The organism is Chryseobacterium sp. Bi04 (genome assembly GCF_918698085.1).
Lineage (GTDB): Bacteria > Bacteroidota > Bacteroidia > Flavobacteriales > Weeksellaceae > Chryseobacterium.
In genome coordinates this window covers 595,612-618,542 of record NZ_CAKKLP010000001.1, presented here as the reverse complement: position 1 = coordinate 618,542, position 22,931 = coordinate 595,612, and the positions used below count along the sequence as shown (strand labels likewise).

At 37.8% G+C, this 22,931-nt stretch carries 20 protein-coding genes; 10 read left to right on the top strand and 10 right to left on the bottom strand.

The genetic code is table 11. From position 1 onward, the window contains the following. Positions 1-4: 4 nt before the first annotated feature. Genes rodA through LQV47_RS02715 form a run of 5 tightly spaced genes read right to left on the bottom strand, consistent with a single transcriptional unit; the run spans position 5 to position 5,668 of the window. Entirely contained in the window at positions 5-1,234 is a 1,230-nt protein-coding gene (gene rodA / locus LQV47_RS02735; protein ID WP_230033544.1) for a rod shape-determining protein RodA, read from the bottom strand. Further along, the gene (locus tag LQV47_RS02730) at positions 1,231-3,264 is read right to left on the bottom strand and encodes a penicillin-binding transpeptidase domain-containing protein (protein WP_230033543.1); all 2,034 of its coding nucleotides are present in this window, start codon (positions 3,262-3,264) and stop codon (positions 1,231-1,233) included. Before LQV47_RS02730 ends, rodA begins: the two co-directional genes overlap by 4 nt. Further along, positions 3,261-3,767, bottom strand: a complete 507-nt coding sequence (locus LQV47_RS02725; RefSeq protein WP_230033541.1) for a rod shape-determining protein MreD — start codon at positions 3,765-3,767, stop codon at positions 3,261-3,263. The genes LQV47_RS02730 and LQV47_RS02725 overlap by 4 nt, the downstream gene beginning before the upstream one ends. Then, positions 3,760-4,614 carry a rod shape-determining protein MreC gene (mreC, locus tag LQV47_RS02720; RefSeq protein WP_230033539.1) on the bottom strand — a complete coding sequence of 285 codons (855 nt, stop codon included), beginning with the start codon at positions 4,612-4,614 and terminating at the stop codon, positions 3,760-3,762. Before mreC ends, LQV47_RS02725 begins: the two co-directional genes overlap by 8 nt. Before the next feature lie 28 nt (positions 4,615-4,642). After that, complete coding sequence (locus LQV47_RS02715; protein ID WP_045491741.1) at positions 4,643-5,668, bottom strand: rod shape-determining protein; 1,026 nt, start codon at positions 5,666-5,668, stop codon at positions 4,643-4,645. Positions 5,669-5,987: 319 nt separating this feature from the next. Between LQV47_RS02715 and hemA the strand changes: the two genes are divergently transcribed. The 6 genes from hemA to LQV47_RS02685 all read left to right on the top strand — a co-directional run bounded on the left by hemA (position 5,988) and on the right by LQV47_RS02685 (position 10,657). Then, on the top strand, positions 5,988-7,262 hold the full coding sequence (gene hemA / locus LQV47_RS02710) for a glutamyl-tRNA reductase (RefSeq protein ID WP_230033537.1): 1,275 nt from the start codon (positions 5,988-5,990) through the stop codon (positions 7,260-7,262). Beyond that, complete coding sequence (gene hemC / locus LQV47_RS02705; protein ID WP_230033535.1) at positions 7,249-8,157, top strand: hydroxymethylbilane synthase; 909 nt, start codon at positions 7,249-7,251, stop codon at positions 8,155-8,157. The genes hemA and hemC overlap by 14 nt, the downstream gene beginning before the upstream one ends. A gap of 70 nt (positions 8,158-8,227) precedes the next feature. After that, positions 8,228-8,914: a uroporphyrinogen-III synthase gene (locus tag LQV47_RS02700; RefSeq protein ID WP_230033525.1), complete on the top strand. Its 687-nt coding sequence runs from the start codon at positions 8,228-8,230 to the stop codon at positions 8,912-8,914. Then, the gene (locus LQV47_RS02695; protein ID WP_230033523.1) at positions 8,911-9,357 is read left to right on the top strand and encodes a hypothetical protein; all 447 of its coding nucleotides are present in this window, start codon (positions 8,911-8,913) and stop codon (positions 9,355-9,357) included. Before LQV47_RS02700 ends, LQV47_RS02695 begins: the two co-directional genes overlap by 4 nt. Beyond that, complete coding sequence (hemE, locus tag LQV47_RS02690) at positions 9,354-10,385, top strand: uroporphyrinogen decarboxylase (protein ID WP_230033522.1); 1,032 nt, start codon at positions 9,354-9,356, stop codon at positions 10,383-10,385. Before LQV47_RS02695 ends, hemE begins: the two co-directional genes overlap by 4 nt. Before the next feature lie 149 nt (positions 10,386-10,534). After that, on the top strand, positions 10,535-10,657 hold the full coding sequence (locus LQV47_RS02685) for a GNAT family acetyltransferase (protein ID WP_230033521.1): 123 nt from the start codon (positions 10,535-10,537) through the stop codon (positions 10,655-10,657). A 54-nt stretch (positions 10,658-10,711) separates the two neighbouring features. Here LQV47_RS02685 and LQV47_RS02680 read toward each other — a convergent pair whose 3' ends face one another. From LQV47_RS02680 to LQV47_RS02660, 5 genes are all read right to left on the bottom strand, one after another. Beyond that, on the bottom strand, positions 10,712-11,932 hold the full coding sequence (locus LQV47_RS02680; RefSeq protein ID WP_230033520.1) for a cysteine desulfurase: 1,221 nt from the start codon (positions 11,930-11,932) through the stop codon (positions 10,712-10,714). Positions 11,933-12,183: 251 nt separating this feature from the next. Continuing rightward, positions 12,184-12,837, bottom strand: a complete 654-nt coding sequence (locus tag LQV47_RS02675) for a 50S ribosomal protein L25/general stress protein Ctc (protein WP_230033519.1) — start codon at positions 12,835-12,837, stop codon at positions 12,184-12,186. A gap of 55 nt (positions 12,838-12,892) precedes the next feature. Further along, the gene (locus tag LQV47_RS02670) at positions 12,893-13,831 is read right to left on the bottom strand and encodes a ribose-phosphate pyrophosphokinase (RefSeq protein ID WP_230033518.1); all 939 of its coding nucleotides are present in this window, start codon (positions 13,829-13,831) and stop codon (positions 12,893-12,895) included. Between the two features lie 85 nt (positions 13,832-13,916). Further along, on the bottom strand, positions 13,917-15,479 hold the full coding sequence (locus tag LQV47_RS02665) for a G-D-S-L family lipolytic protein (RefSeq protein ID WP_230033517.1): 1,563 nt from the start codon (positions 15,477-15,479) through the stop codon (positions 13,917-13,919). Positions 15,480-15,489: 10 nt separating this feature from the next. Then, positions 15,490-16,731 (bottom strand): outer membrane protein transport protein, encoded by a 1,242-nt coding sequence (locus LQV47_RS02660; protein ID WP_230033516.1) that lies wholly within the window; start codon positions 16,729-16,731, stop codon positions 15,490-15,492. A 278-nt stretch (positions 16,732-17,009) separates the two neighbouring features. Here LQV47_RS02660 and ricT point away from each other — a divergent pair, with 278 nt between their 5' ends. The 4 genes from ricT to LQV47_RS02640 all read left to right on the top strand — a co-directional run bounded on the left by ricT (position 17,010) and on the right by LQV47_RS02640 (position 22,863). Further along, entirely contained in the window at positions 17,010-18,404 is a 1,395-nt protein-coding gene (gene ricT, locus LQV47_RS02655) for a regulatory iron-sulfur-containing complex subunit RicT (protein WP_230033510.1), read from the top strand. Further along, positions 18,394-18,861 (top strand): gliding motility lipoprotein GldH, encoded by a 468-nt coding sequence (locus LQV47_RS02650; RefSeq protein ID WP_230033508.1) that lies wholly within the window; start codon positions 18,394-18,396, stop codon positions 18,859-18,861. The genes ricT and LQV47_RS02650 overlap by 11 nt, the downstream gene beginning before the upstream one ends. Positions 18,862-18,867: 6 nt before the next feature. Continuing rightward, positions 18,868-21,246, top strand: a complete 2,379-nt coding sequence (locus LQV47_RS02645; RefSeq protein WP_230033506.1) for a transglycosylase domain-containing protein — start codon at positions 18,868-18,870, stop codon at positions 21,244-21,246. Between the two features lie 75 nt (positions 21,247-21,321). After that, positions 21,322-22,863, top strand: a complete 1,542-nt coding sequence (locus LQV47_RS02640) for a protein adenylyltransferase SelO family protein (protein WP_230033496.1) — start codon at positions 21,322-21,324, stop codon at positions 22,861-22,863. The last annotated feature ends 68 nt before the right edge of the window (positions 22,864-22,931 follow it).

Sequence of the window (22,931 nt, the reverse complement as noted above, 5' to 3'; positions counted from 1 at the left end):
CCGTCTACACCAAACTGTTCTTATCTGAATAATTAAGTTTAAAGAAAATAAAAGTCATCATAGAAAAGGCAAGCAAAGAGCTCCCTCCATAACTAAAGTACGGAAGAGGAATCCCTACCGTTGGGAAAAGCCCCATAACCATTCCTAAATTGATTGAAAAGTGCATCAGAAGAATGGAAGCAAAGCAATACCCAAACACGCGGTTAAAAGTGGATTTCTGCTGCTCTGCAAGATAGTAGATCCGTCCTATATAAACCATATAGCACAAAATCAACACTGCACTTCCTACAAATCCCCATTCTTCACCTACGGTACAGAAGATATAATCGGTTTCCTGTTCTGGGACAAACTTACCCTGAGTAACAGATCCTTCACGGTATCCTTTTCCTAAAAGTCCTCCTGATCCGATAGCTGTCTTGGAGTATAATAAATTATACCCTGAAGTATCTCTAAATGCTTTTTCACCTTTATAAAGAACCTCAATTCTTTCTCTCTGGTGTTTTGGAAGTTTCTCTAAAATGTAAGGAGAACCGAAAGCTAATCCACACAACAAAAGGATAGATCCGGCTATTCCGGAAATGGAGATCACATCCCAGGACATTCTGTGATAATTCATCGCGATTAGCACCCCGGCAATCAATACAATTGCAGCGGCCACATACACCGGAGGTATGGCTAATGAAACCAGGAAAACTCCTGCAAACATAAATCCTATCCCAAATAAAAGCCCGCTTAAACCTTCTCTGTATAAAGCAATAAAAAACGCAATGAACACCAGCATAGATCCTACATCCGGAATAGCAAGTACTACCGCCGCAGGAATTCCTATAATAGCCAGGGTAGTCCACAAGGATTTTTTATTTTTCAGATTAAAATCAGGTCCTGAAACATAATTGGCAAGCATCAGCGCGGTACCAATCTTGGCAAATTCCACAGGCTGCATGGTAAAGCTTCCGAATTTATACCAGTTTTTCTGCCCGAGAATTTCTTTCCCAAAAGGAAAAAGCCCTATCAGCAGGAGAACCCCGCCAATGTAAATAATACCGGCCATATTCTCAAAGAATTTACTTCTGCTAAAGAATATCATCAGTCCCACAAATAAAGAGATGCAGAAAAAAACCAACTGTTTTTCACCCAATTTTTGGTCTACACTGTAAATATTGGCAATGGCAAAAATGCAAAGCAGGAAATACAGCCCAAGTCCAAGTTTATCTATTCCTTCTGTCCACTTCATGGCTTTGCAGATTTGGTTTTTTTAGTTTCTTCTTCTATTTTCTTTTTTAGTTTCGCTTTCTGTTGCTTCACAAGCTCCAGACTGTCCAGCATTTTTTTACGCTTAATAGAGTCCGGCTTAGGATCTACATACCAGCCTTTACGTTTAAGGTCTGCTACCCACTGCCTTTTATACTCAGGCATAAAGCTTGCGCCGATCATTTTTTTATAGAGATTCTCTCTCTTCAGATCACCGGTAATATATTTTTCGGCAATTACAGTACACGCCGGGCCTGCCCAGGTTGCCCCGAACCCAGCATGTTCCATTACTGCTACTACTACAATTTTAGGTTTATCAGCAGGAGCAATAAGTACAAAGATGGAGTTATCTTTTCCTTGCGGAACCTGTGCTGTACCTGTTTTGGCCAGCTGGGTGAAATCATTTGATTTCAAGCTTCTTGCCGTTCCTCTTAGAACCACCGCTTCCATTCCTTTTAAAACAGGTTCAAAATGCTTGGGATCTACAAGGGTTTTATGTTTAACCTTGAATCTTTTATCAGGATTGGCTTTGCCGTCAATTGCTTTTACAATATGCGGAGTATAGTACCATCCTTTATTAGCAATAGCAGCAACATAATTGGCCAGCTGAATTGGCGTTACCAATACATCTCCCTGCCCCATCCCGTTATAAATGGCTCCAGTAGACATTTCATCCCAGTTTTTAAAATCGGTTCTCTTGGAACCGCTCGCTTTCATGATGGCTTTAAATCTTTTCTCATAAAAATCACCGGAAGGAATTCTCCCTTTTGCACCCACCGCAAAATCATTATTTAAAAACTCTCCCACTCCAAAGCTGCTCATAATCTTCTTCCATTCATCAACACCTTTTGAAGGATTTCCCGGATATTTTTTGATGATTGCAATAAATGCATAGGTAAAAAAACAGTTACTGGAAACCTGAATAGAAGGAATCAGCGGATCGGCTCCACCGTGGCCCTTAATTCTTTTTCCTTTATAGAAAAACCCACCACCACAAGGGAAAACTGTTTTTTCATCCATTACTCCCATTTGCATTGCAGCCAAAGCAGTTAATAATTTGAAAGTGGATCCCGGAGGATAGCCCGCCTGTAAAGAACGATCGAATGTAGGCTTATTTTCGTAAAGTGTATCTTTTGATAAAGCGTATAAATTTTTTGATTTATTGGGCCCGGTGAAAAGATTAGGATCAATATCCGGTCCTGTTGCAGCCACTAATACTTCTCCGTTATTAGGGTCTATGGCTACAATGGCTCCATGTTTGTTAACGAGCATTTCTTCAGCAGTTCTCTGAAGATCATAATCAATAGTTAAGGTAATATCTTTCCCGGTAATAACATCTTTATCCAGAGACCCGTTTTTATAAGAACCAATATTTCGGAGTCTGATGTCTTTTTGGATATACTTCATCCCTTTTACTCCTCTAAGTTCTTTTTCGTAAGATTTTTCAACTCCTGTTTTTCCGATAAAGTCTCCCGGCAGGTAATAAACAGAATCTTTTTTAATATCTCTTTCGTTTACTTCACTGGTATATCCCAACAGATTTCCGGAAGTAGAAACTTCATACTGACGCTGAGGTCGCTGTACAATAGTAAATGCGGGATACTTAAAAATAATCTCCTGCACTCTTGCAATATCTTCTCTGCTGAGGTCCTTTATGAACGTCATTGGGGTCAGCTTGGAATAATATTTTTCTTTTTTAATGATATTGACTTTGTTGATGAAATCTTGTTTACTGATCTTCATCAGGCTGCAAAAGCCTAATGTATCAAAATCGGGTTTCATTAGTCCCTGGGTAAAAGAAATCTCATAAGCAGGCTGATTCCCTACCATGATTTTCCCATTTCTGTCAAAAATCACCCCACGCTGCGGAATAACGTATTCAATTTTAATGGATGTATTGGCCGCGTTCAAGGCGTAGCGGTCTGTAAATAACTGCAAATAAGCCAGCCTCGCCACAAAAATAAGAGCGATAACAACAAGGACGGAAAAGATTTTTAAATAACGTGTGTTCAAACTTTTTGTTTGATTTTAAATATTAATGCGTAAATAACTATAAATATAAATGAAATTACACTAGTCACCAACACATTAAACAATATTTCAAAAAACCGGCTCAACTTAAAGAACTCTATATACTGTACGAAAAGCTGATGCAGGAAAATACTTGAAAATAAAAACAGCAAAAACTGCGCCCATTGTAAGGACTGAAAAGAGAAAAAGTCTGTGGAAGTATCTGTGGAAGTCCTGAATATCAACGTTCTGTAATAAGCAATGAGGGTGGTAGCAAATGCATTGATTCCCCAGGAATAGTGAAATCCATCTATGGCCAGCCCAATTAAAAAGCTTAATGCCAGGAACTGAAATTTATTTCTGAAAAAAGGATAGAACATAACAAACACAGGATACAGCACCGGCGTATATTTTCCGAACAGCGTAATCCTGTTCAGTACAAATATCTGTAATGCAACCAGGAAGATCATAATCAATATGTCTGTAAATAAAGTCCTGCTAATCATTTTCTTTTTTTATTACAGCCTGCATAGTATCCTGAATCTTCTGCACTTCTGCCTTTTTAAGATTCTTTACTACAAACACCTTATTTAACGCACCCATTTTTTCACTAAGCTCCACCGAGATATCCCAGAAGCCTGTCTTATTATCTACCGAATAACCGGCAATAGTCCCAATCATAACCCCTTTCGGGAAGATGGCAGATTTTCCATCTGTGATCACACTGTCTCCCACTTTCAACGCTACATATTTAGGAATATCGGCAAGATGCATCACGCGTGAATTATCTCCGTTCCATGTTAACGTCCCAAAGTACCCGGAATTTTTAAGTGCCGCATTAATTCTGATCCTGTTTACACTTAATACAGACTGAACCAATGCATAGTTATCGGTAGAATTGATAACGATTCCCGCAATACCTCTTGGTGCCATCACCCCCATTTGTGGGAAAACACCGTCTCTGCGGCCGCGGTTGATTGTAAAATAGTTATTTCTACGGTTGATGCTGTTAAAAACAATTTCACCATCAACAAAAGTATAGATCTGGCCGCCTCCTATGGTATCATGAACTTTTTTGAAGACAGGATTTTTCCCGCCTTCCTTTCCATAAAGTTCGGTCATAAGGGCTTTATTCTGAATAACAAGATCTTCGTTGATCTGTTTAAGCTTCAGATAGGTAACCCCCTCATCAATATATCCGGAAACCCAGGAATTCAGCGCAGCCGTCTGCCCCGCTATCCAGGATCTCTGCATGGCGTTTCTTGAGAATATCAAAACCAAAGCAATAATTTGCAGGAATATAAAGAAGACGAAAAGGGTGTTCTTCGAAAATAATCTCAGCAAAAATCCCATTCAGATATATAGTCGTAAAAAGTTAAAATTATTTAATTAAGAAATTGAACTTATCCATATTCTTAAGGGCAATACCAGTTCCGCGAACAACAGCTCTTAACGGATCTTCAGCCACAAATACAGGAAGACCTGTTTTTTTGTGAATTCTGTCCGCAAGGCCTCTTAGCAACGCTCCTCCTCCAGCAAGATAAATACCTGTTTTGTAAATATCAGCAGCCAATTCCGGCGGAGTAAGAGAAAGCGTTTCCATTACAGCATCTTCAATTCTGATAATAGATTTGTCTAGTGCACGTGCAATTTCCTTATATCCAACCATAATTTCTTTAGGCTTTCCTGTAATAAGGTCTCTACCCTGTACCGGAATATCTTCAATATCTACATCAAGATCCTCTACTGCAGACCCTACTTCAATTTTAATTCTCTCAGCAGTTCTTTCGCCAATATAAAGGTTATGGTGAGTTCTTAAGTAATACGCAATATCATTTGTAAATACATCACCAGCAATTTTCACAGATTTATCACATACGATACCTCCTAACGCTACTACTGCAATTTCTGTAGTACCTCCACCTATATCAATAATCATGTTCCCCTCAGGTTTCTGTACGTCGATCCCAACTCCAATTGCAGCTGCCATTGGTTCATAGATCAGCCTTACTTCTTTTGCGTTTACTTTTTGAGCAGAATCTCTTACCGCTCTTTTTTCAACTTCAGTAATGCCAGAAGGAATACAGATTACAATTCTTAATGCAGGCTGAATGAATTTACCTTTAATTCCAGGAATTTTTTTGATAAATTCCTTGATCATGTGTTCAGAAGCGTGGAAATCAGCAATAACCCCATCTTTCAAAGGACGGATTGTTTTGATATCCTCATGAGTTTTACCTTGCATATGTTTAGCCTGTTCACCAACAGCAATGGGTTTACCCGTAGAACGTTCAATTGCTACAATTGACGGCTGATCTATAACAATCTTATTATTATGGATGATAAGGGTATTAGCTGTTCCCAGGTCTATCGCAATTTCTTGCGTAAACATATCAAATAAACTCATATATTTCTTCTGATTTTAAGTTTACAAAGATATAAATTTAACACTACTAAAGAAATTTCATACCAACATAATTTGGTTAAAATTTTATTAAAATTTATAATTCTTTATTAACTTTTACTTTAGATATTTACAGACTTTGAGTTAAACTAAAATTAACAGGGGAAATTATGGGTTAAAAATAAGTAAAAAGCAGATTTCAAAACAGCTAAATTTGCTCAGCACAATAAATTCCGGATGGTTTCTATAGTTTTTTACGATAATTATCATATACACTATCAGGGGTTGATTAATTAAAAAAAGCGTAAATTTGCGACTGCTTATGTTACAGTATTCCAACATCCATCAAACATCGAATTTTGCCGTGCTTTCTATAAGCTACGAAAAGGCCGATGTAGAAACGAGAGGAAAATTTGCATTCTTTGATGAAAACATCAAAAACTTTGTTTCCCGGGTCCATCAGGAAGATCTTGGTGATGCTTTTGTGGTTTCTACATGTAACAGGACTGAGATTTACACTACTTCCTCCAATTATCTTTTAGTGGCTGAAGAATATTGTAAAACAATTGGAGTACATCTTACAGATTTTCTTCAGTTTGCCAATATTCTGACAAAAGAAGAAGCTCTGATACACCTTTTCAGAGTTGCCGCCGGACTTGAAAGCCAGATTATCGGGGATTTTGAAATTATAGGTCAGATCAAAAAAGCTTATACCCGTTTTAAAAAAGAAAGACAGAATTCCAATCCTTATCTGGAAAGGGCAATTAATGCTGCTATTCAGATTTCGAAAAGAATAAAAAATGAAACGGGGATCTCCAACGGAGCTGCTTCTGTATCTTATGCTGCGGTTCACTATATCCTGAACAGCCAAAAGAGAATTAATGAAAAGAACATTCTTCTTTTAGGGGTGGGGGAAATTGGACAGAATACTGTTGAAAATTTAGTAAAACACGTTTACCAGCCTAAAATCAAGATAGCCAACAGAACTCAGGAAAAAGCTGAAAAGATTTCTGAGAAATATAATATTCCACATGTTGATTATTCTGATGTGGACAAGGAATTAAAGGAAACGGATATTCTCATTGTGGCCACGGGGGCAAAACATCCTATTATCAATCAATCTCATTTCCCGAACGGAAGGGAAACATTGGTTATTGACCTGTCTATTCCGCATAACGTTGAAAAAAATGTCACTGAGAATAAAAATGTGACATTAATTGACGTTGACGAGCTTTCAAAACAAATCCAGGAAACTATTCAGCAACGGGAAAAAGAGATTCCAAAAGCTGAAAAGATTATCAAGGAGCTGATGAAAGACTTTATTGAATGGGAAAAAAAGAGAAAGCTGGCACCCAATATTCATCATTTCAAAGCTGTTTTAAAGAATATGGAGCGCAATGAAATGCATAATTTTTATAAAAAGAATAAATACATAAACATCACGGACATGGAACTTTCTGACAAAATGATCCAGAAAATCACCAACCGTTTTGCAAAATATATCATCGACAACCCTTTAAAAGCCGAAGAAATTAGTAAATTAATGCACGAAATATTAGTTGAACAACCAAACAACGAATTCAATGAAAAGCATTAGAATTGGAACCAGAAATTCCGCACTTGCACTTTGGCAGGCTAGAGAGGTTGCAAGGCACCTTCAGAACCGCAATTATTTAACAGACATTGTTCCTATCGTCTCTTCCGGTGATAAGAATCTTAATCAGCCATTATATTCTTTAGGAATTACAGGGGTTTTCACAAGAGACCTGGATGTTGCCCTGTTGAATGACAAAATTGATATTGCCGTACATTCTTTAAAAGATGTTCCCACCCAATTACCTCAAAACATTGAGATGGTGAGCTATCTGGAAAGAGATTATCCCCAGGATATTCTGATCAGAAAGGAATCTTCAAGAAATAAAGAATTCCATGAGCTTAAACTGGCCACAAGCAGCTTAAGAAGAAGGGCATTTTGGCTAAAATATTATCCTGATACTGAGTTTTCGGATATCCGTGGAAATATCCAGACCCGTCTTCAAAAGCTTGAAGATGGAAATTTTGATGCTACCCTTCTATCTTTAGCAGGCATCAAAAGAATGAAAATGGAAATTGATTATGAAATGCTTCCATTAATGATTCCGGCACCATCACAAGGTGTTATTGCCGTAGCCGGACATTCTGACAAACCGGAGATCAATGAGATATTAAAACAGATCAATCATGCACCCACTCAAATCTGCGTAGAAATTGAAAGAAATTTCTTGAGCACTTTGGAGGGCGGCTGTACTGCACCTATCGGCGCTTTTGCAGAAATCATCGGTGATCAGATCCGTTTCAAAGCTGCACTCTGTTCTCTGGATGGTAAAAACTGTATTGCAGTTGATGAAAATTTCGAATACAACACTACAGAAAATTTTGGAGAAAAGTATGCTAAAGTGATTCTCGAAAACGGTGGAAAAGAATTAATGGCAGAAATCAAAAACCAGATCTAAGATCACTTCAAAGTATAGATTTTAAATTTATATTTTTATCCTCTCTTTTTTCATTTTCAAATGTAAAGTCATGAAAATCTTATTTACCAAAAATATAGACCAAGCGATTATATCCAAAGAATTAGGAGAGCATATTTTGGTTGACTGCATTGAGGTGATTAAGACACAATCGATCAGGATCAGCCCATTTGATCTTAAAAATTATTCGTTGATCTTTACCAGTGTCAATGGAGTATCTTCATTTTTCGAAAACGGATTCAAGCCTAACGAGGATTTTACGGCAAAAAATTACAATAAGATCTACTGTGTAGGTGAAAAAACAAAAAAAGAACTTAGAAAACACGGTTTTGGAACTTTTAAAGTGCTGAAAAATGCAGAAGTACTCTCCGGATTTATCATCGGGAAATGCCAACATGAGCAATTTATTCATTTCTGTGGCAATCTTGCTATTAATGTTCTGGATAATGAGCTTCCGCTGCAAAACATTAAGTACAAAAAAATCGTCGTATATAACACCGAGGAAACCAATCCTTTAATAACTGAAAAATATCATGCTGCAGTATTTTTTAGTCCGAGTGGAGTTCGTAGTTTTGCAAAGCAAAATTCTCTGGAGGATATGACGCTTTTTTCGATCGGAGAAACCACTTCCAGAGAGCTGAGAAAATATACTAAAGAAAAAATTTATACTTCTGAAGGCAACAGTCTGGTATCAGTTTTGAATATGGTACAGGAAATTTATATAAACAAACAAATATGAAAAATTTAGCATTTTTATTATTAGGATTAATGGTTATGTTTTCTTGTACTTCACAAAAAGAAACATCAACCTTAAAAGTTCCCTATTCAGAAGCAAAAAACTATTTCGTAAAAAATACATACCAAAGCAATGAGATAGCTATCAAAAAAATAGCTTCTCAAAAAGAATTTGACGAAATTTTTGGAGCTGCCACCACCATGGGACCCAACGGAATGCCTACCAATATTGACTTCTCAAAAAATTATATAATTGCATTAATTGGAACCCAGACTAATAAATCTACTGACTTTTTAGTTAAAAATCTTGTTAAAGAGAAAGAAAATATCGTTCTCTCTTATGCTGTAAAAGAGGAAAGTACAGAAAACTCTTATACTATACTCCCTGCAAAAATACTTATTGTCAGCAAGCAATATGATGGCAATATCATTTCAAATAAACTATGATAAAAAACGACCTATATTTAAAAGCACTTCGCGGAGAAACCGTTGAAAGACCTCCTGTCTGGATGATGAGGCAGGCTGGAAGATATCTGCCGGAATTCATTGCTCTGAGAGACCAATATGATTTCTTTACAAGATGTCAGACCCCTGAACTTGCTGCTGAAATTACACTACAGCCTATCCGCAGGTTTCCTTTGGATGCTGCGATTCTGTTTTCAGATATCCTGGTAGTTCCTCAGGCGATGGGAATTGATTTCAAAATGAAAGAATCTGTTGGCCCATGGTTGGATACTCCGATCAGAACAATGGAACAGGTTCAGAATATTGAAACTCCGGATGTGAATGATACATTAGGTTATGTTTTTGATGCTATTGAGCTTACTCTTCAAAAATTAGATAATGAAATCCCTTTAATTGGTTTCGCAGGTTCTCCATGGACCATTCTTTGTTATTGTGTGGAAGGAAAAGGGAGTAAGGCATTTGATATTGCAAAATCTTTCTGCTTCCAGCAGCCTGAAGCAGCTCACTTATTACTTCAGAAAATCACAGACACTACTATTGCTTATCTGAAGAGAAAAGTAGAAAAAGGAGTTTCTGCAGTACAGATATTTGATTCATGGGGAGGAATGCTTTCTCCTACTGATTACCAGGAATTCTCATGGCAATACATCAACCAGATCGTTGAAGCATTAAGCCCTCTTACCCACGTGGTAGTATTTGGAAAAGGATGTTGGTTTGCACTGGAAGATATGACAATGTCTAAAGCTTCAGCTCTTGGTGTTGACTGGACTATTAAGCCGGAATTTGCAAGAACATTGACCAATCATACGATGACCCTACAGGGAAATTTTGATCCTGCCAGGCTTCATTCAACTCCTGAAACTATCAAAAAAATGGTAACCGAGATGATCAACCGTTTTGGAAAAGACAGATATATTGCTAACCTTGGACACGGAATTTTACCTAACGTTCCTGTAGAAAATGCAGAAGCATTCATCAGAGCCGTTGTTGACTGGAAACCGGGTCTGTAGTAACTCAAATGCAATTTTATGATACATAAAAGCCCTGACGTTTGCCGTCAGGGCTTTTAAATTAATATATGCTAAAGAATCTCGCCGGCATAATATTTTATCAACTATTTATCTTATATTCGGGTAACTAACACTTTAATCCCATTATTATGAAAAAACTTAATAAAACAACCCTAAAGCATATAATGGCAGGAGGGGAAATCTGTCTTCCATGTGCTGATGGCTATCATCAGGTTATTATCAACGGTCGATGTACCTGTGAACCTGACTAGAAAAAAGCAGCTGTCCAGCTGCTTTTTTATTGATATATTGAAAAGTAATATATACTAGCTTAACATTCGCTGCGCTTTTTTAACACCTTCTACCAAAGCATCAATTTCTTCAAAAGTATTATACACAGCAAAACTGGCTCTTACTGTCCCTGCAATATTAAAGAAGTTCATAATAGGCTGCGTACAGTGGTGCCCTGTTCTTACGGCAATTCCCATTTTATCGAGAATCATTCCTACATCGGAAGAAATCCCTACTCCTTCCAGGTTAAAAGAAACAACACCTGTTCTTTTTGCTTTTTCACCATATATTTTAATTCCTTCTATTTCTAAAAGCTGTTTTTGAGCATATTGCAACAACGCATTTTCATGGTTTTGAATATTTTCATGTCCTACTTTGTTCATAAAATCCACGGCAGCTCCCAATGCAATATTCCCTCCTACATTTGGTGTTCCTGCTTCATATTTAAATGGAAGCCCTGCATAGGTAGTTCCATCAAAAGAACAGGTAGCAATCATCTCTCCTCCTCCATGAAATGGCGGCAAAGCCTCTAATATTTCACGTTTCCCATATAAAACACCTGTTCCCATCGGAGCATACATTTTGTGGCCGGAAAACACAAAGAAATCGCAATCCATTTTCTGAACATCTATATTGAAGTGAGGAGCAGACTGGGCCCCGTCAATAACAATATAGGCGTCTGTATTTTTTCTTGCTTTTGATATAATTTCTTCAATAGGATTTACAATTCCCAACGCATTGGAAACCTGGTTTACAGATACCACTTTGGTTTTTTCACTTAGGAACTGATCAAATTGATCCATCTGCAGAATACCGTTTTCATCAATAGGAATTACACGCAGTTTTGCTCCGGTTCTTTCGCAAAGCATTTGCCATGGAACGATATTCGAGTGATGTTCCAGATAGGAAATAATAATCTCATCATCTTTTTTTAATTTTTGAGTTAAAATATAAGCAATGAGGTTTAACCCTTCTGTAGTTCCTTTTGTAAAAATAACTTCAAAGTCATGTTCAGCATTGATGAATTTCTGAATCTTTCTTCTTGAAAGCTCCATTTCTTCTGTAGCGAGCTGGCTTAATGTATGAATTCCTCTGTGAACATTAGCATTAAGTTCTGTATAATATGCATGACAGACTTCCAACACCGAATTTGGTTTTTGAGATGTAGCTGCATTATCCAAATAAACCAATGGCTTACCGTTCACTTCCTTGTCCAATATAGAAAACTGGCTTCTTATTTCCTGAATGTCAAACATTTATTTACATTTTAAATTAAAACGTCCTTATTTAGAACACTTCAAATTTACGGCTTTTTTTCCGAAAGGATACATCCGGCTGCCTCCTGATTGTTGTCAGCTAATAGAAATATTCGATGGATAAGATTGAAATTGAGAAGTAACAAATAAATTCATTACCTACTGTTTTTCTTTAATATCTACCTTACTCCCATAAAAAAAACCTGCCAATAAATTGACAGGTTCTTATACCATTGCATAGTAAGCAATTCTTATTCTGCAGATTTTTCTTCTGTTGTTGGAACATCAGGAGATTGAGTAGCCACTTCTTCAGCCACTTCTTCTTCATCATCGTCCTCTGCTGCTGCACCTCCTTTCATTGCATTTCTAGACATCTTAACAGCTACTACAACTGCATTGTCCGGGTGCATGAAAGTATATCCTTCAGTTTTGATACCTCCGATGTAAAGTTTGTTACCAATTCTTAATGGAGTAACATCTACAACTATTTCGTCCGGCAAGTTAGCAGGAATAGCTTTTACTTTCAATTTTCTGAAAGACTGACGTAAAGCACCACCAGCAACAACACCTTTTGAACGTCCAGTAATTCTTACAGGAACCTCCATAACAACTGGCTTATCGTCAGCTAATTGATAGAAGTCTGCGTGAAGAATCTTGTCTGTAATTGGGTGAAACTGAATATCCTGAAGAACTGCTGGAATTGTTTGACCATCAACTTCAATAGATACCGTGTGTGCTTCAGGAGTGTATACTAATCCTTTGAAAGCTCTCTCTTCAGCAGAGAAGTTCAAAGGCTCACCACCTCCATAAACAACACAAGGAACTAATTCAGCATCACGTAAAGCTTTTGTAGACTTTTTGCCCACGCTTTCTCTTTTTGTACCTTGAATTGTAATAGATTTCATTTATAAAAATTTAAAAAATTATTGTAGTTTTAATTTGCAAGTCGCTAAAAATCAATTAAATAACAAATTTACTACTAATTGATCTATGCTCATGAACCATTGTCATAACATCTGCAAATAATGGGGCGCAAGATAGCACTTTTATTTTAGTTGACAAATTATTTTTAACAGGAATTGAGTCAGTTACAATAACTTCCAAGATTTTAGAGTTCTCAATATTCTCGTAAGCCTTACCTGAAAGCACTCCATGCGTGGCCATCGCCCTTACTGTTTTTGCACCCTTTTCAATTAAGATGTCTGCAGCTTTACAAAGCGTACCCGCAGTATCAATCATATCATCAATAAGGATTACGTTTTTACCTGTAACATCTCCGATTAGGAACATTTCTTCGATAACGTTTGCTTTCTTTCTTTCCTTATAAGCAATTACTACTTCTGCCCCAAGGTGGCCTGCATAGTTTTTAGCTCTCTTTGCACCTCCCATATCCGGGGAAGCAATGGTAAGATTATCAAGATTTAAAGATCTGATATAATCCACGAAAATAGAGGAAGCATAAAGGTGATCTACAGGAATTTCAAAGAATCCCTGAATCTGATCTGCGTGAAGATCCATTGTCATTACTCTTGTTGCCCCTGCTGCAGTAAGAAGGTTAGCAACTAGCTTAGCACCGATCGGCGCTCTTGGTTTGTCTTTTCTGTCCTGTCTCGCAAGTCCGAAATAAGGAATTACAACGGTAATGCTCTTTGCAGAAGCTCTTTTCGCTGCATCAATCATTAGGAGAAGCTCCAAAAGATTGTCTGCGGGTGGAAACGTAGATCCTATTAAGAAAACTCTTCCTCCTCTTACAGATTCGTCTAAAACAGGTTCAAATTCCCCGTCGCTAAACTCCTGAAAGTTGATTTTCCCTAATTCTTTCCCATAATGCTGGGCAATTTTCTCTGCCAAGTCCCTGCTGGTTCTTGTACAAAATAGATAACTTAACTGATCGGCCATTTTTACTTTTTAAAAGATTTTGCAAATTTAAAAAAAAACCACAAGAATTACTCTTGTGGTCTCTAAGTTTTTATTTTATCAATTATTACGGGAATTTAACACCATCATATTTGTTTGGATCTACCTGTGGTAATGTAGATCTGTATTTTGCATTTATAGATTTAATAAACTCGTTGGCTATAACACCATATCCCCGTCCTGTAAGGTGAACACCATCAAGAGAGAAAGCTCCTCCCGTAACAAATTTTGCAGAGTATTTTACGCCGTCAAATGAAATTCCGGATTGTCCGTTCAAATCAATCATTTTAGCATTTGCATCTACAAAAGCCAATCCATATGAATCAGCAAGTGATCTTATAGAGGCGTTGTATGCATCTGTTGCAGTTTTTACATAAGCAGCCTCTGTTTTTGTTAATACATGTTGGTTTTGTAGAGGATAAGAAATTCCATATACATTTACCGGAGCCGGCACACCAGGTGCAGTAGTACTAATCACAGAACTTGTAGTAAGCAGGATATAATCACTTGACGTAGCCTGTCTTGCCTGTCCAAAGATTTGTCCGAAAGCACCAGCCATCACCGGTCCTAAAGAAGGAGTTAAAGCTGCTGTAAGCTGAGCCGATAAATCCGTAAGGGCTACATCTTTAATTAAAACAGGATTGGAAGAAGTAGAAGAAAGAAGATTAATTCTGTCTCCAGCACCAAAAGCGGTAAGCGCCTGCTTTAAAGGACCATATAAACTCGCATTAAGTGTTGCTAAATTAGCACCCAGTTTTTCAGGTGTCAAAGGATTGTAAGGAACTGTCGTAAAGAAAGGCACAGAGGTAACATAAGGAATGTTTGCAATAACCCCTTTAGTTGTTCCTACACTTTTAAGGCCGTCCAAAACTCCCTTAATAGAACCCGCCACTACCGCCGGATCAGAAATATCATTTGACTTGTATAACGTCGGATCAGTATTTCCTGTCTGAACTGTAGCAGTAGTATATGTTGTAACTCCACCTATTGTCTGCGAATTTGTTCCTCCATTGGTAGCATATGATAATACATCATTATTTCCTATCCAAAGAGAGAAGAATGTTGCTTTCTGAGCCATCGCATCAGCCAAAACACTTGTTGTGGCAGAAGAGGCAAATCTTACAAAATAAGGATTAGCCTTTCCAGCAGCAAGACCTGCCTGGCTACCATATCCGGGTGCAACCAGATGGAATGACTTCGCTCCCGGCACCCCCATATTATTATAAGAACTGCCGCTAGGCAAAAGATCCAATGCCGCTGCCGGAGCACTTGGTACCGGAGACGGGGATCCATTAACCATCTGAAGGTTTAATTTTCCAGGAAAACCAGGAAGATTGTTAAACCCTCCTACGTCATTAGGCATCAGAGGCTGTTTGAAATCTCCTCCACCCGCAAGTCTCATCTGGCCGGCAATCATGCTCGGATAGGATTCATTCTGGCCGCTGCTATATAGTGCCCCATCACGATATCCGGAAGTAAGAGAGTTACCTAAAGAAATATATTTTGAAAAATCTGCGTCTCCTTTCGTTACCGGAATATCTTTCACATCCGTATCGAAATCTGTATTACAGCTCGTTACAGTGAAAAGAAGTGCAGAGACAGCAATTGTTGATATTATAATTTTTTTCATAGTCTTTTAATTAAAAAGGATTATAAGATAAACCTAGACCGAAGTAGAATGCTTTTGCTTTCGCTTGTCCGTAAAGCCCAATAGCAGAATTGTTTACATCTCTGGCTTGAGGCATTGCATATCCTCCGGCAATATCAATTCCAAATTCTTTCAACTTGAATCCTACCCCACCGGTCACCACATAGGTATTAAATGAAGGGGTTTCAGGAATAAAGTTTTCATTGGAGTAAGGAGACTCATCATAATAAGCTCCCAAGCGTCCATAGATCATATTGGTGAATGCATATTGAGTTCCCAATCTGAATGTCTTGGAATTTCTGAAATTCTTAGGATTTACTAAAACCGTCGGATCTGAAGGATTGTTAGGGGCAAGTGGTGCATTGTCAAAATCCAACACCAATTTGCTATATCTTTCCCATCCATGGTAATTAAAATCTGCAGAAATCTGCCATTTTGGAGTCACTTTATAGGTCAAACCAATTGTATATTCTTCAACCAATGGAAGCGTTGCTGAAAATCCATCCTGCCCTGCTGCATTTAATTTTAACAGAGAGTAAGGAGACTGTGTAGGGAACTTGAACGTAGCTGTTCCGTTTTTAGCTTTCATATCTATTGCTGAACGGTAAGCTATACTTACATCCAACTTAGGGTCAGGTCTGAAATAGAATCCGAATCCATATCCGTGGCCACTGGCTTTTTCATCATTGATGTTAACCTGTCCTCCGAATTGCGTTACCGCTTTATCCCAATCTACTTTTCCTCTTGCATAAATATAGCTGGCACCAAAAGACAACCAAGGAGCCAGTTTCACAGAAATCATAGGCTGAAAATAGTAACTCTTCAGCTCCATTTTCTGCACCAACTCTTTGCCTTCCCAATCTTCCGGCCATTGAACAGTGCTTCCAAAAGGTGTGGAAAAACTTAACCCTACGGATAGATTTTCTATTGGTTTATAAGTAATCGCTGCGTAGATAGGTGTTCCCAGAGGATTATCTGTTTCTGTACTCTGTAAAGTATTTAAGTTTTGAAAAGTAACTTTATTACTTGCACCAAACCCTCCTGCCACTACACTCAGTTTGGAAGGGATAAATGACATACCCGCGGGGTTAAAGAATGTCACACTCGCGTCTTCGGCATGAGCACTAGTATGCGCCATTGCCAATTGTTTTACCCCCTGCAAAGAAACTCTGAAGCCCCCTGCGTAAGATAAAACCCCCGCCAATAAAGCAGTTGATACTAATATTTTTTTCATAGACTATTATTATATAATCCAAATATAAAGTTATTTTGAATACGTCTGTTAATATTTCCCAATATTTTAAACAATATACTTAAAGAAAACTATGTTTAAAATAACACTTTAGATAAAACTACCCATAAAACCATTGTTTATAAATACTTAAGAGCCTATATAAACATATTCAATTATTTTGTTTAACCTTAAACAATAAGGTTATTGAATATTTAAATATTTTAGAATTGCATAAAGATAAAAATACATAAATTTGCAAGATTATAAATAATAGTAATATGAGTTGTGGATGCAAAACATCCGGCGATTCTGCACATTCTTGCGGTCCCAAGAAGACTGCAAGTGGTTGTGAAAATGTAAATACCTGCGGGAATAGTTATAAATTAAGTGTTTTTGACTGGCTTTCTAACATCAACAATCCAGCATCTAACAGGTGTGACTTTGTAGAAGTTAGGTTTAAAAATGACAGGAAATCTTTTTATAAAAATGTAAACAATATCCCTTTACATATTGGTAGCGTAGTTACAGTAGAATCTAGCCCGGGACACGATGTAGGTGTTGTAAGCCTTACCGGAGAATTAGTGAAAATCCAGATGAAAAAGAAAAAAGCATCTGAAGAATCAGCACTAAAAATATACAGACAAGCCAACCAAAAAGACCTTGAGGTATGGCAGGAAGCAAGAAAAAAAGAGGACGCAGTAAAACTTGAAGCAAGAAAAATTGCCCACAGATTAGGACTTGAAATGAAAGTCACTGATGTAGAATACCAGGGTGATTCTTCAAAGATTACATTTTATTATACTGCTGATACCCGAGTGGATTTCAGACAGCTGATAAAAGAATATGCCGGCTCCTTCAGAACAAAGATTGACATGAAACAGATCGGTTTCAGACAGGAAGCTGCAAAAGTAGGAGGAATAGGGTCATGCGGACGTGAGCTTTGCTGCTCAACCTGGCTGACCGACTTCAGATCTGTAAATACCAATGTAGCAAGATATCAGCAGCTGAGTATCAATCCTCAAAAGTTGGCAGGACAATGTGGAAAGCTTAAATGCTGTCTTAACTATGAACTGGACAGTTATCTGGATGCATTAAGCAATTTCCCGTCTTCTTCCACCGTTTTGGAAACAGAAAAAGGGAGAGCATTCTGTATTAAAATAGACGTTTTCAAAAAGAAAATGTGGTTTGCTTATGTAGACAGCTCTATTGCCTGGTATGATTTTGATATTGATCTTGTAAAAAAATTGATTTCAAAAAATAAAAGAGGCGAAAGAACCCTTCCACTGGAAGATTTAAAACAACCTGACTTACCCCTTCAAAGCATTGACCTTATTCAGGAAAACAATGTAGACCGTTTCGAAAAGAAAAACCGGGGAAACAGAAACAGAAATAACCAGAATAAGCCAAATAACCCTCAACAGGGAGGGCAAGGACAGGGTCAGAAGAGAACCAGACCGGAAAGACAAGACAGACCCGAAAGGTCTGAAAAACCGGAAAACCCAAATACTCAATCAGGAAATCAGCAGCCCAGACAACAAAAACCTAATCCACAGCAAAAACGTCCTGTGGAAAAGACAGAAAACAGTGCTGATGCTGAGAAAAAGCCACAAACGAACCCAAATAAGAAGAAATTTAAAAAGAAATTTCCTCCAAAAAAAGATAATGATGCGTAACATTTTAGGATTATTTTCCCTTATCCTTTTCTTTAGCTGTACTTCTTCTTCAGGAGAAGATGTCATTATGAATTCCGTTGATAACAAATGGAATAAGAAAAGTGAGCAAAAATTTAATCTTGAAATTTCAGATCCTCAGAATCCTAAAAATATTATATTTGTTGTAAGGAATAATAACGATTATCCTTACAGCAATATAAGATTCATTGTCAATTTTACCAATCTCCAGAATAAAAAGAAGGAAACCGACACGTTGAATTATGTTTTGGCAAAACCCAATGGAGAATGGCTTGGTACAGGCTTTGGTGATACAAAGGAAACGTTGTTTCAGTATAAATTGAATTATAGATTTCCAGGAAAAGGTAAATATGAAATCGGGCTGACTCAAGCTATGAGGAATGACAACCTTCCGGGAATTGAAGATATTGGGATAAAATTAGAAACGGCTAAACCGTAATCATAAATGGAAGAAAACAGAAAAAATACAGGAAACAAAGGGAAAACTTTCCCTCTGCCTCCCAAACAAAAGAAAAATACCTCTTGGAAAAAATGGGTTTCATTTATCTGGATTGGGCTCATTGCAGTAGTATTAGGAATTTCAGGCCTTTTCTTCGCTGTTTCTCAGGGTTTCCTTGGAGAAATGCCGGATGTAAAAGAACTTGAAAATCCGGATATCTTTGTCGCTTCTGAAATTATCTCTTCAGATGGCGTTACGCTGGGTAAGTTTGAAAAAGAAAAAACACAGCCTATTGTTTACAAGGATCTTCCTCCTTATCTTATTTATGCATTACAGGCTAAAGAAGATGAACGTTTTAAAGAACATTCAGGAATTGACCTATACTCTATTGCCAGAGCCGTTGCTTACGGAGGAGGCCGTGGAGGAGGTTCTACTATTACCCAACAGCTGGCAAAGCTTCTTTTTACCGGAACAGCTTCTCAAAACAAAATAGAGAGAGCTTTCCAAAAGCTTAAAGAATGGGTAGTGGCAGTAAGTCTTGAAAAAAGATACACCAAGGAAGAAATCATTACCTTATATTTCAACAAATTTGATTTCCTTTTCAATGCAAACGGTGTTGAGATGGCTTCAAGAGTTTATTTTAATAAAAAAACTTCGGAACTTACATTGCCTGAAGCTGCCACTTTTGTAGCTATGCTCGAAAACCCAAGAAAAAACAACCCTTATAGATATCCTGAAAAAGCAAAGGAAAGAAGGAATGTTGTATTGGATCAGATGCAAAAAACCGGATATATTGATGCGGCAACGTATGAAAAAGCAATCAATACGCCTGTAGAAGTAGATTTCCACCCTATTAAAAGTATTACTGACGGATATTCCGCGTATTATAAGTTTTACCTAAGAAAGGAAATTGAAAAATACCTGGCAGGATATGAAAAAGAAACCGGTAAAAAGCTTAACCTTTATAAAGACGGTTTAAAAATATATGTTACCCTTGATTCTAAAATGCAGAAGTATGCCGAAGAATCAATCAAAGAACACTTAACAGATCTTCAGAAGAGATTTGATGCAGAACAGAGAGGAAGAAAAAACAGGCCATTCTACTATCTTACGGACAAACAGATCAGTCAGGTAATGCTTCAGGCCATGAAAAGAACCGGTAGATATAAGCTGTTAAAAGCTGATGGTATGCCTGAAGATTCTATCATGATGGAGTTTAAAAAGCCTATCAAAACATCACGATTTACATGGAGCGGAGAAGAAGAGGTGGAAATGTCACCTTGGGATTCTATCAGATATCACAAGCAGATTGCACAGGCAGGACTAATGTCCATGGTTCCGGGAACCGGAGAAATCAAAGCCTGGGTAGGAGGTATTGATTGGCAGCACTTCCAATATGATCATATCAAGCAGGGTAAGAGACAGGTAGGATCTACCTTCAAACCTTTCGTATATGCTACCGCTATTATGAAACTTGGAATGACACCTTGCTCAACAGTTTCCAACGGAACTTACGATCACAATGGATGGCATGTGCCGGGAAGAGGGGGAATGCTTACTTTAAAAGATGGTTTGGCACACTCTCAAAACCCTATTGCCGCAAGACTTATTGAGATGACAGGCGTAGATGCTGTAATCCAGACAGCAAGAGATCTTGGTGTAACGGAAGATATCCCGAGAAACAATACTATTGCCCTGGGTTCATCAGATATTACCATCTATGAAATGCTAGGTGCCTACAGTACTTTTGCGAATTATGGTAATCACAATAAACCGGAAATGATCTGGAGAATTGAAGATGCCAACGGAAGAGTAATCAAAGAAGTAAATGTAGAACCAAAAGAGGTAATGAACCCACTATACGCTTACACCATGATCGAATTGATGAAAGGTGTGGCACAGTACGGAACAGCTTCAGGAGAGCTGGGAAGAAGAGGAATTTCAAAAGGAGTGGAAATTGCCGCCAAAACAGGTACCACACAGAACAACTCTGATGGTTGGTTTATGGGAATCACTCCTAAACTGGCAACCGGAGCATGGGTTGGATGGGAAGACAGAGCCACTCACTTCTTTGGTACCGGTGAAGGTCAGGGAGCAAGAATGGCATTGCCAATTTGGGCTATCTACATGAAAAAGGTATGGGCAGATAAAACCCTGGGAGTATCTCCGGATGATAAGTTTATTAAGCCTTCAGACTGGAAAGACGGTTGCTCAAACCTTAGGGGCTTAAGCGGAGGTTATGGAGATGATGGAAGTCTTCAAACAATTGACGAAATTAAAAATCCAAGAGCAGCAGACCCTAGTCCAAAGAAAACCACAGAAAAGAAAGAGGAAAACATCAATGAGAATCTTCACTCAAACGATGAGGTAGATTTTAATAAATAATTTCTCTTTTAGAAATACACAAGACCTTTCAAGAATTTGAAAGGTCTTTTCTTTTATAATTAATACCTTTGGTGTATGAATATCGAACGCATCAGACAACCTTTCATCAAGAAATTTCCAGGAGATTTTTCCGGCAACCTTATGCAGAGAAATACGCCCAAGGTTTTATTTGCTACCATTAGCCCGGCAGGATTTGGCGAACCTAAGCTAATAGCTTTTAATCAAACACTTTCTGAAGAAATAGGGCTAGGAGCATTTGAAGAAAAAGATCTTGATTTTCTGGTTGGAAACAAGCTTCCAGAAAATATTCAAACCTATGCCACAGCCTATGCCGGACATCAGTTTGGAAACTGGGCAGGACAGCTTGGAGACGGAAGAGCAATTCTGGCAGGGGAAATTGAAAATAATTCAGGCCAAAAGACAGAATTGCAATGGAAGGGAGCAGGTGCAACACCTTACTCACGGCATGCAGACGGAAGAGCCGTATTAAGATCTTCAGTCCGGGAATATCTGATGAGTGAAGCTATGTATCATCTGGGTGTTCCCACTACAAGAGCCTTAAGCCTGGCTTTTACAGGAGAAGATGTGGTTCGTGATATGATGTATAACGGAAATCCACAACTGGAAAAAGGAGCTGTGGTCATAAGAACAGCGGAAAGCTTTCTCCGTTTTGGTCATTTTGAACTCATGTCTGCACAAAGGGAATATAAAACCTTACAGGAACTGGTAGATTTTACCATTGAGAATTACTTTCCCGAAATCTCTTCATCAGGCATTCAGAGATATAAAGATTTTTTTGAAAACGTCTGTACAAAAACTGCAAATTTAATAGTTGAGTGGTTCAGAGTAGGCTTTGTGCATGGAGTAATGAATACAGACAATATGTCAATTTTGGGATTAACCATAGATTACGGGCCTTATTCAATGATGGATGAATATGATTTGAATTTTACACCAAATACCACTGACCTTCCGGGAAGAAGATATGCTTTTGGAAAACAGGGCCAGATTGCCCAATGGAATCTCTGGCAGCTTGCCAATGCTCTTCATCCCATAATTAAAGACGAAAAATTTTTAGAAGATACCTTAAATCATTTTGGGACCTATTTCTGGGAGAGCCATGATGCAATGCTTTGTAGAAAATTCGGTTTTGATGAGCTGCGTAAAGAGGATGAAGATTTTTTTACCAACTGGCAGGGCCTGATGCAGGAATTGCAGCTGGATTACACTTTATTTTTCAATTATCTTGAAAAACTCCCTTATACTACAGATGTAAAAGACTTCTTCAACAAGGTTTCCTATACTCCGGTTAATGAAGAAAAACTGAAAAAACTGGAAGATTTTCTTACTACATACAACTCCCGTTTAAATCTAAACACCATTTCAAGAGAGGATTCTTTAGCTTTAATGAAAAAAACAAATCCTAAATTCACACTCAGAAACTACCTGCTCTATGAATGTATTGAAGAGATCAGCATTGGGAGAACAGACATGCTGAAAAAACTAACCGAAGCACTAGAAAACCCTTATGAGGAAAGGCATCCGGAGTTTTCAGCCAAACGCCCAAACAGCTATGATGACATTACCGGATGTTCTACACTTTCCTGTAGTTCTTAGTGAAAATCTAATATTTTTCTTTATTTGTTGAATATTCATTATGCTATTAAAATATTTTTCCTAATTTT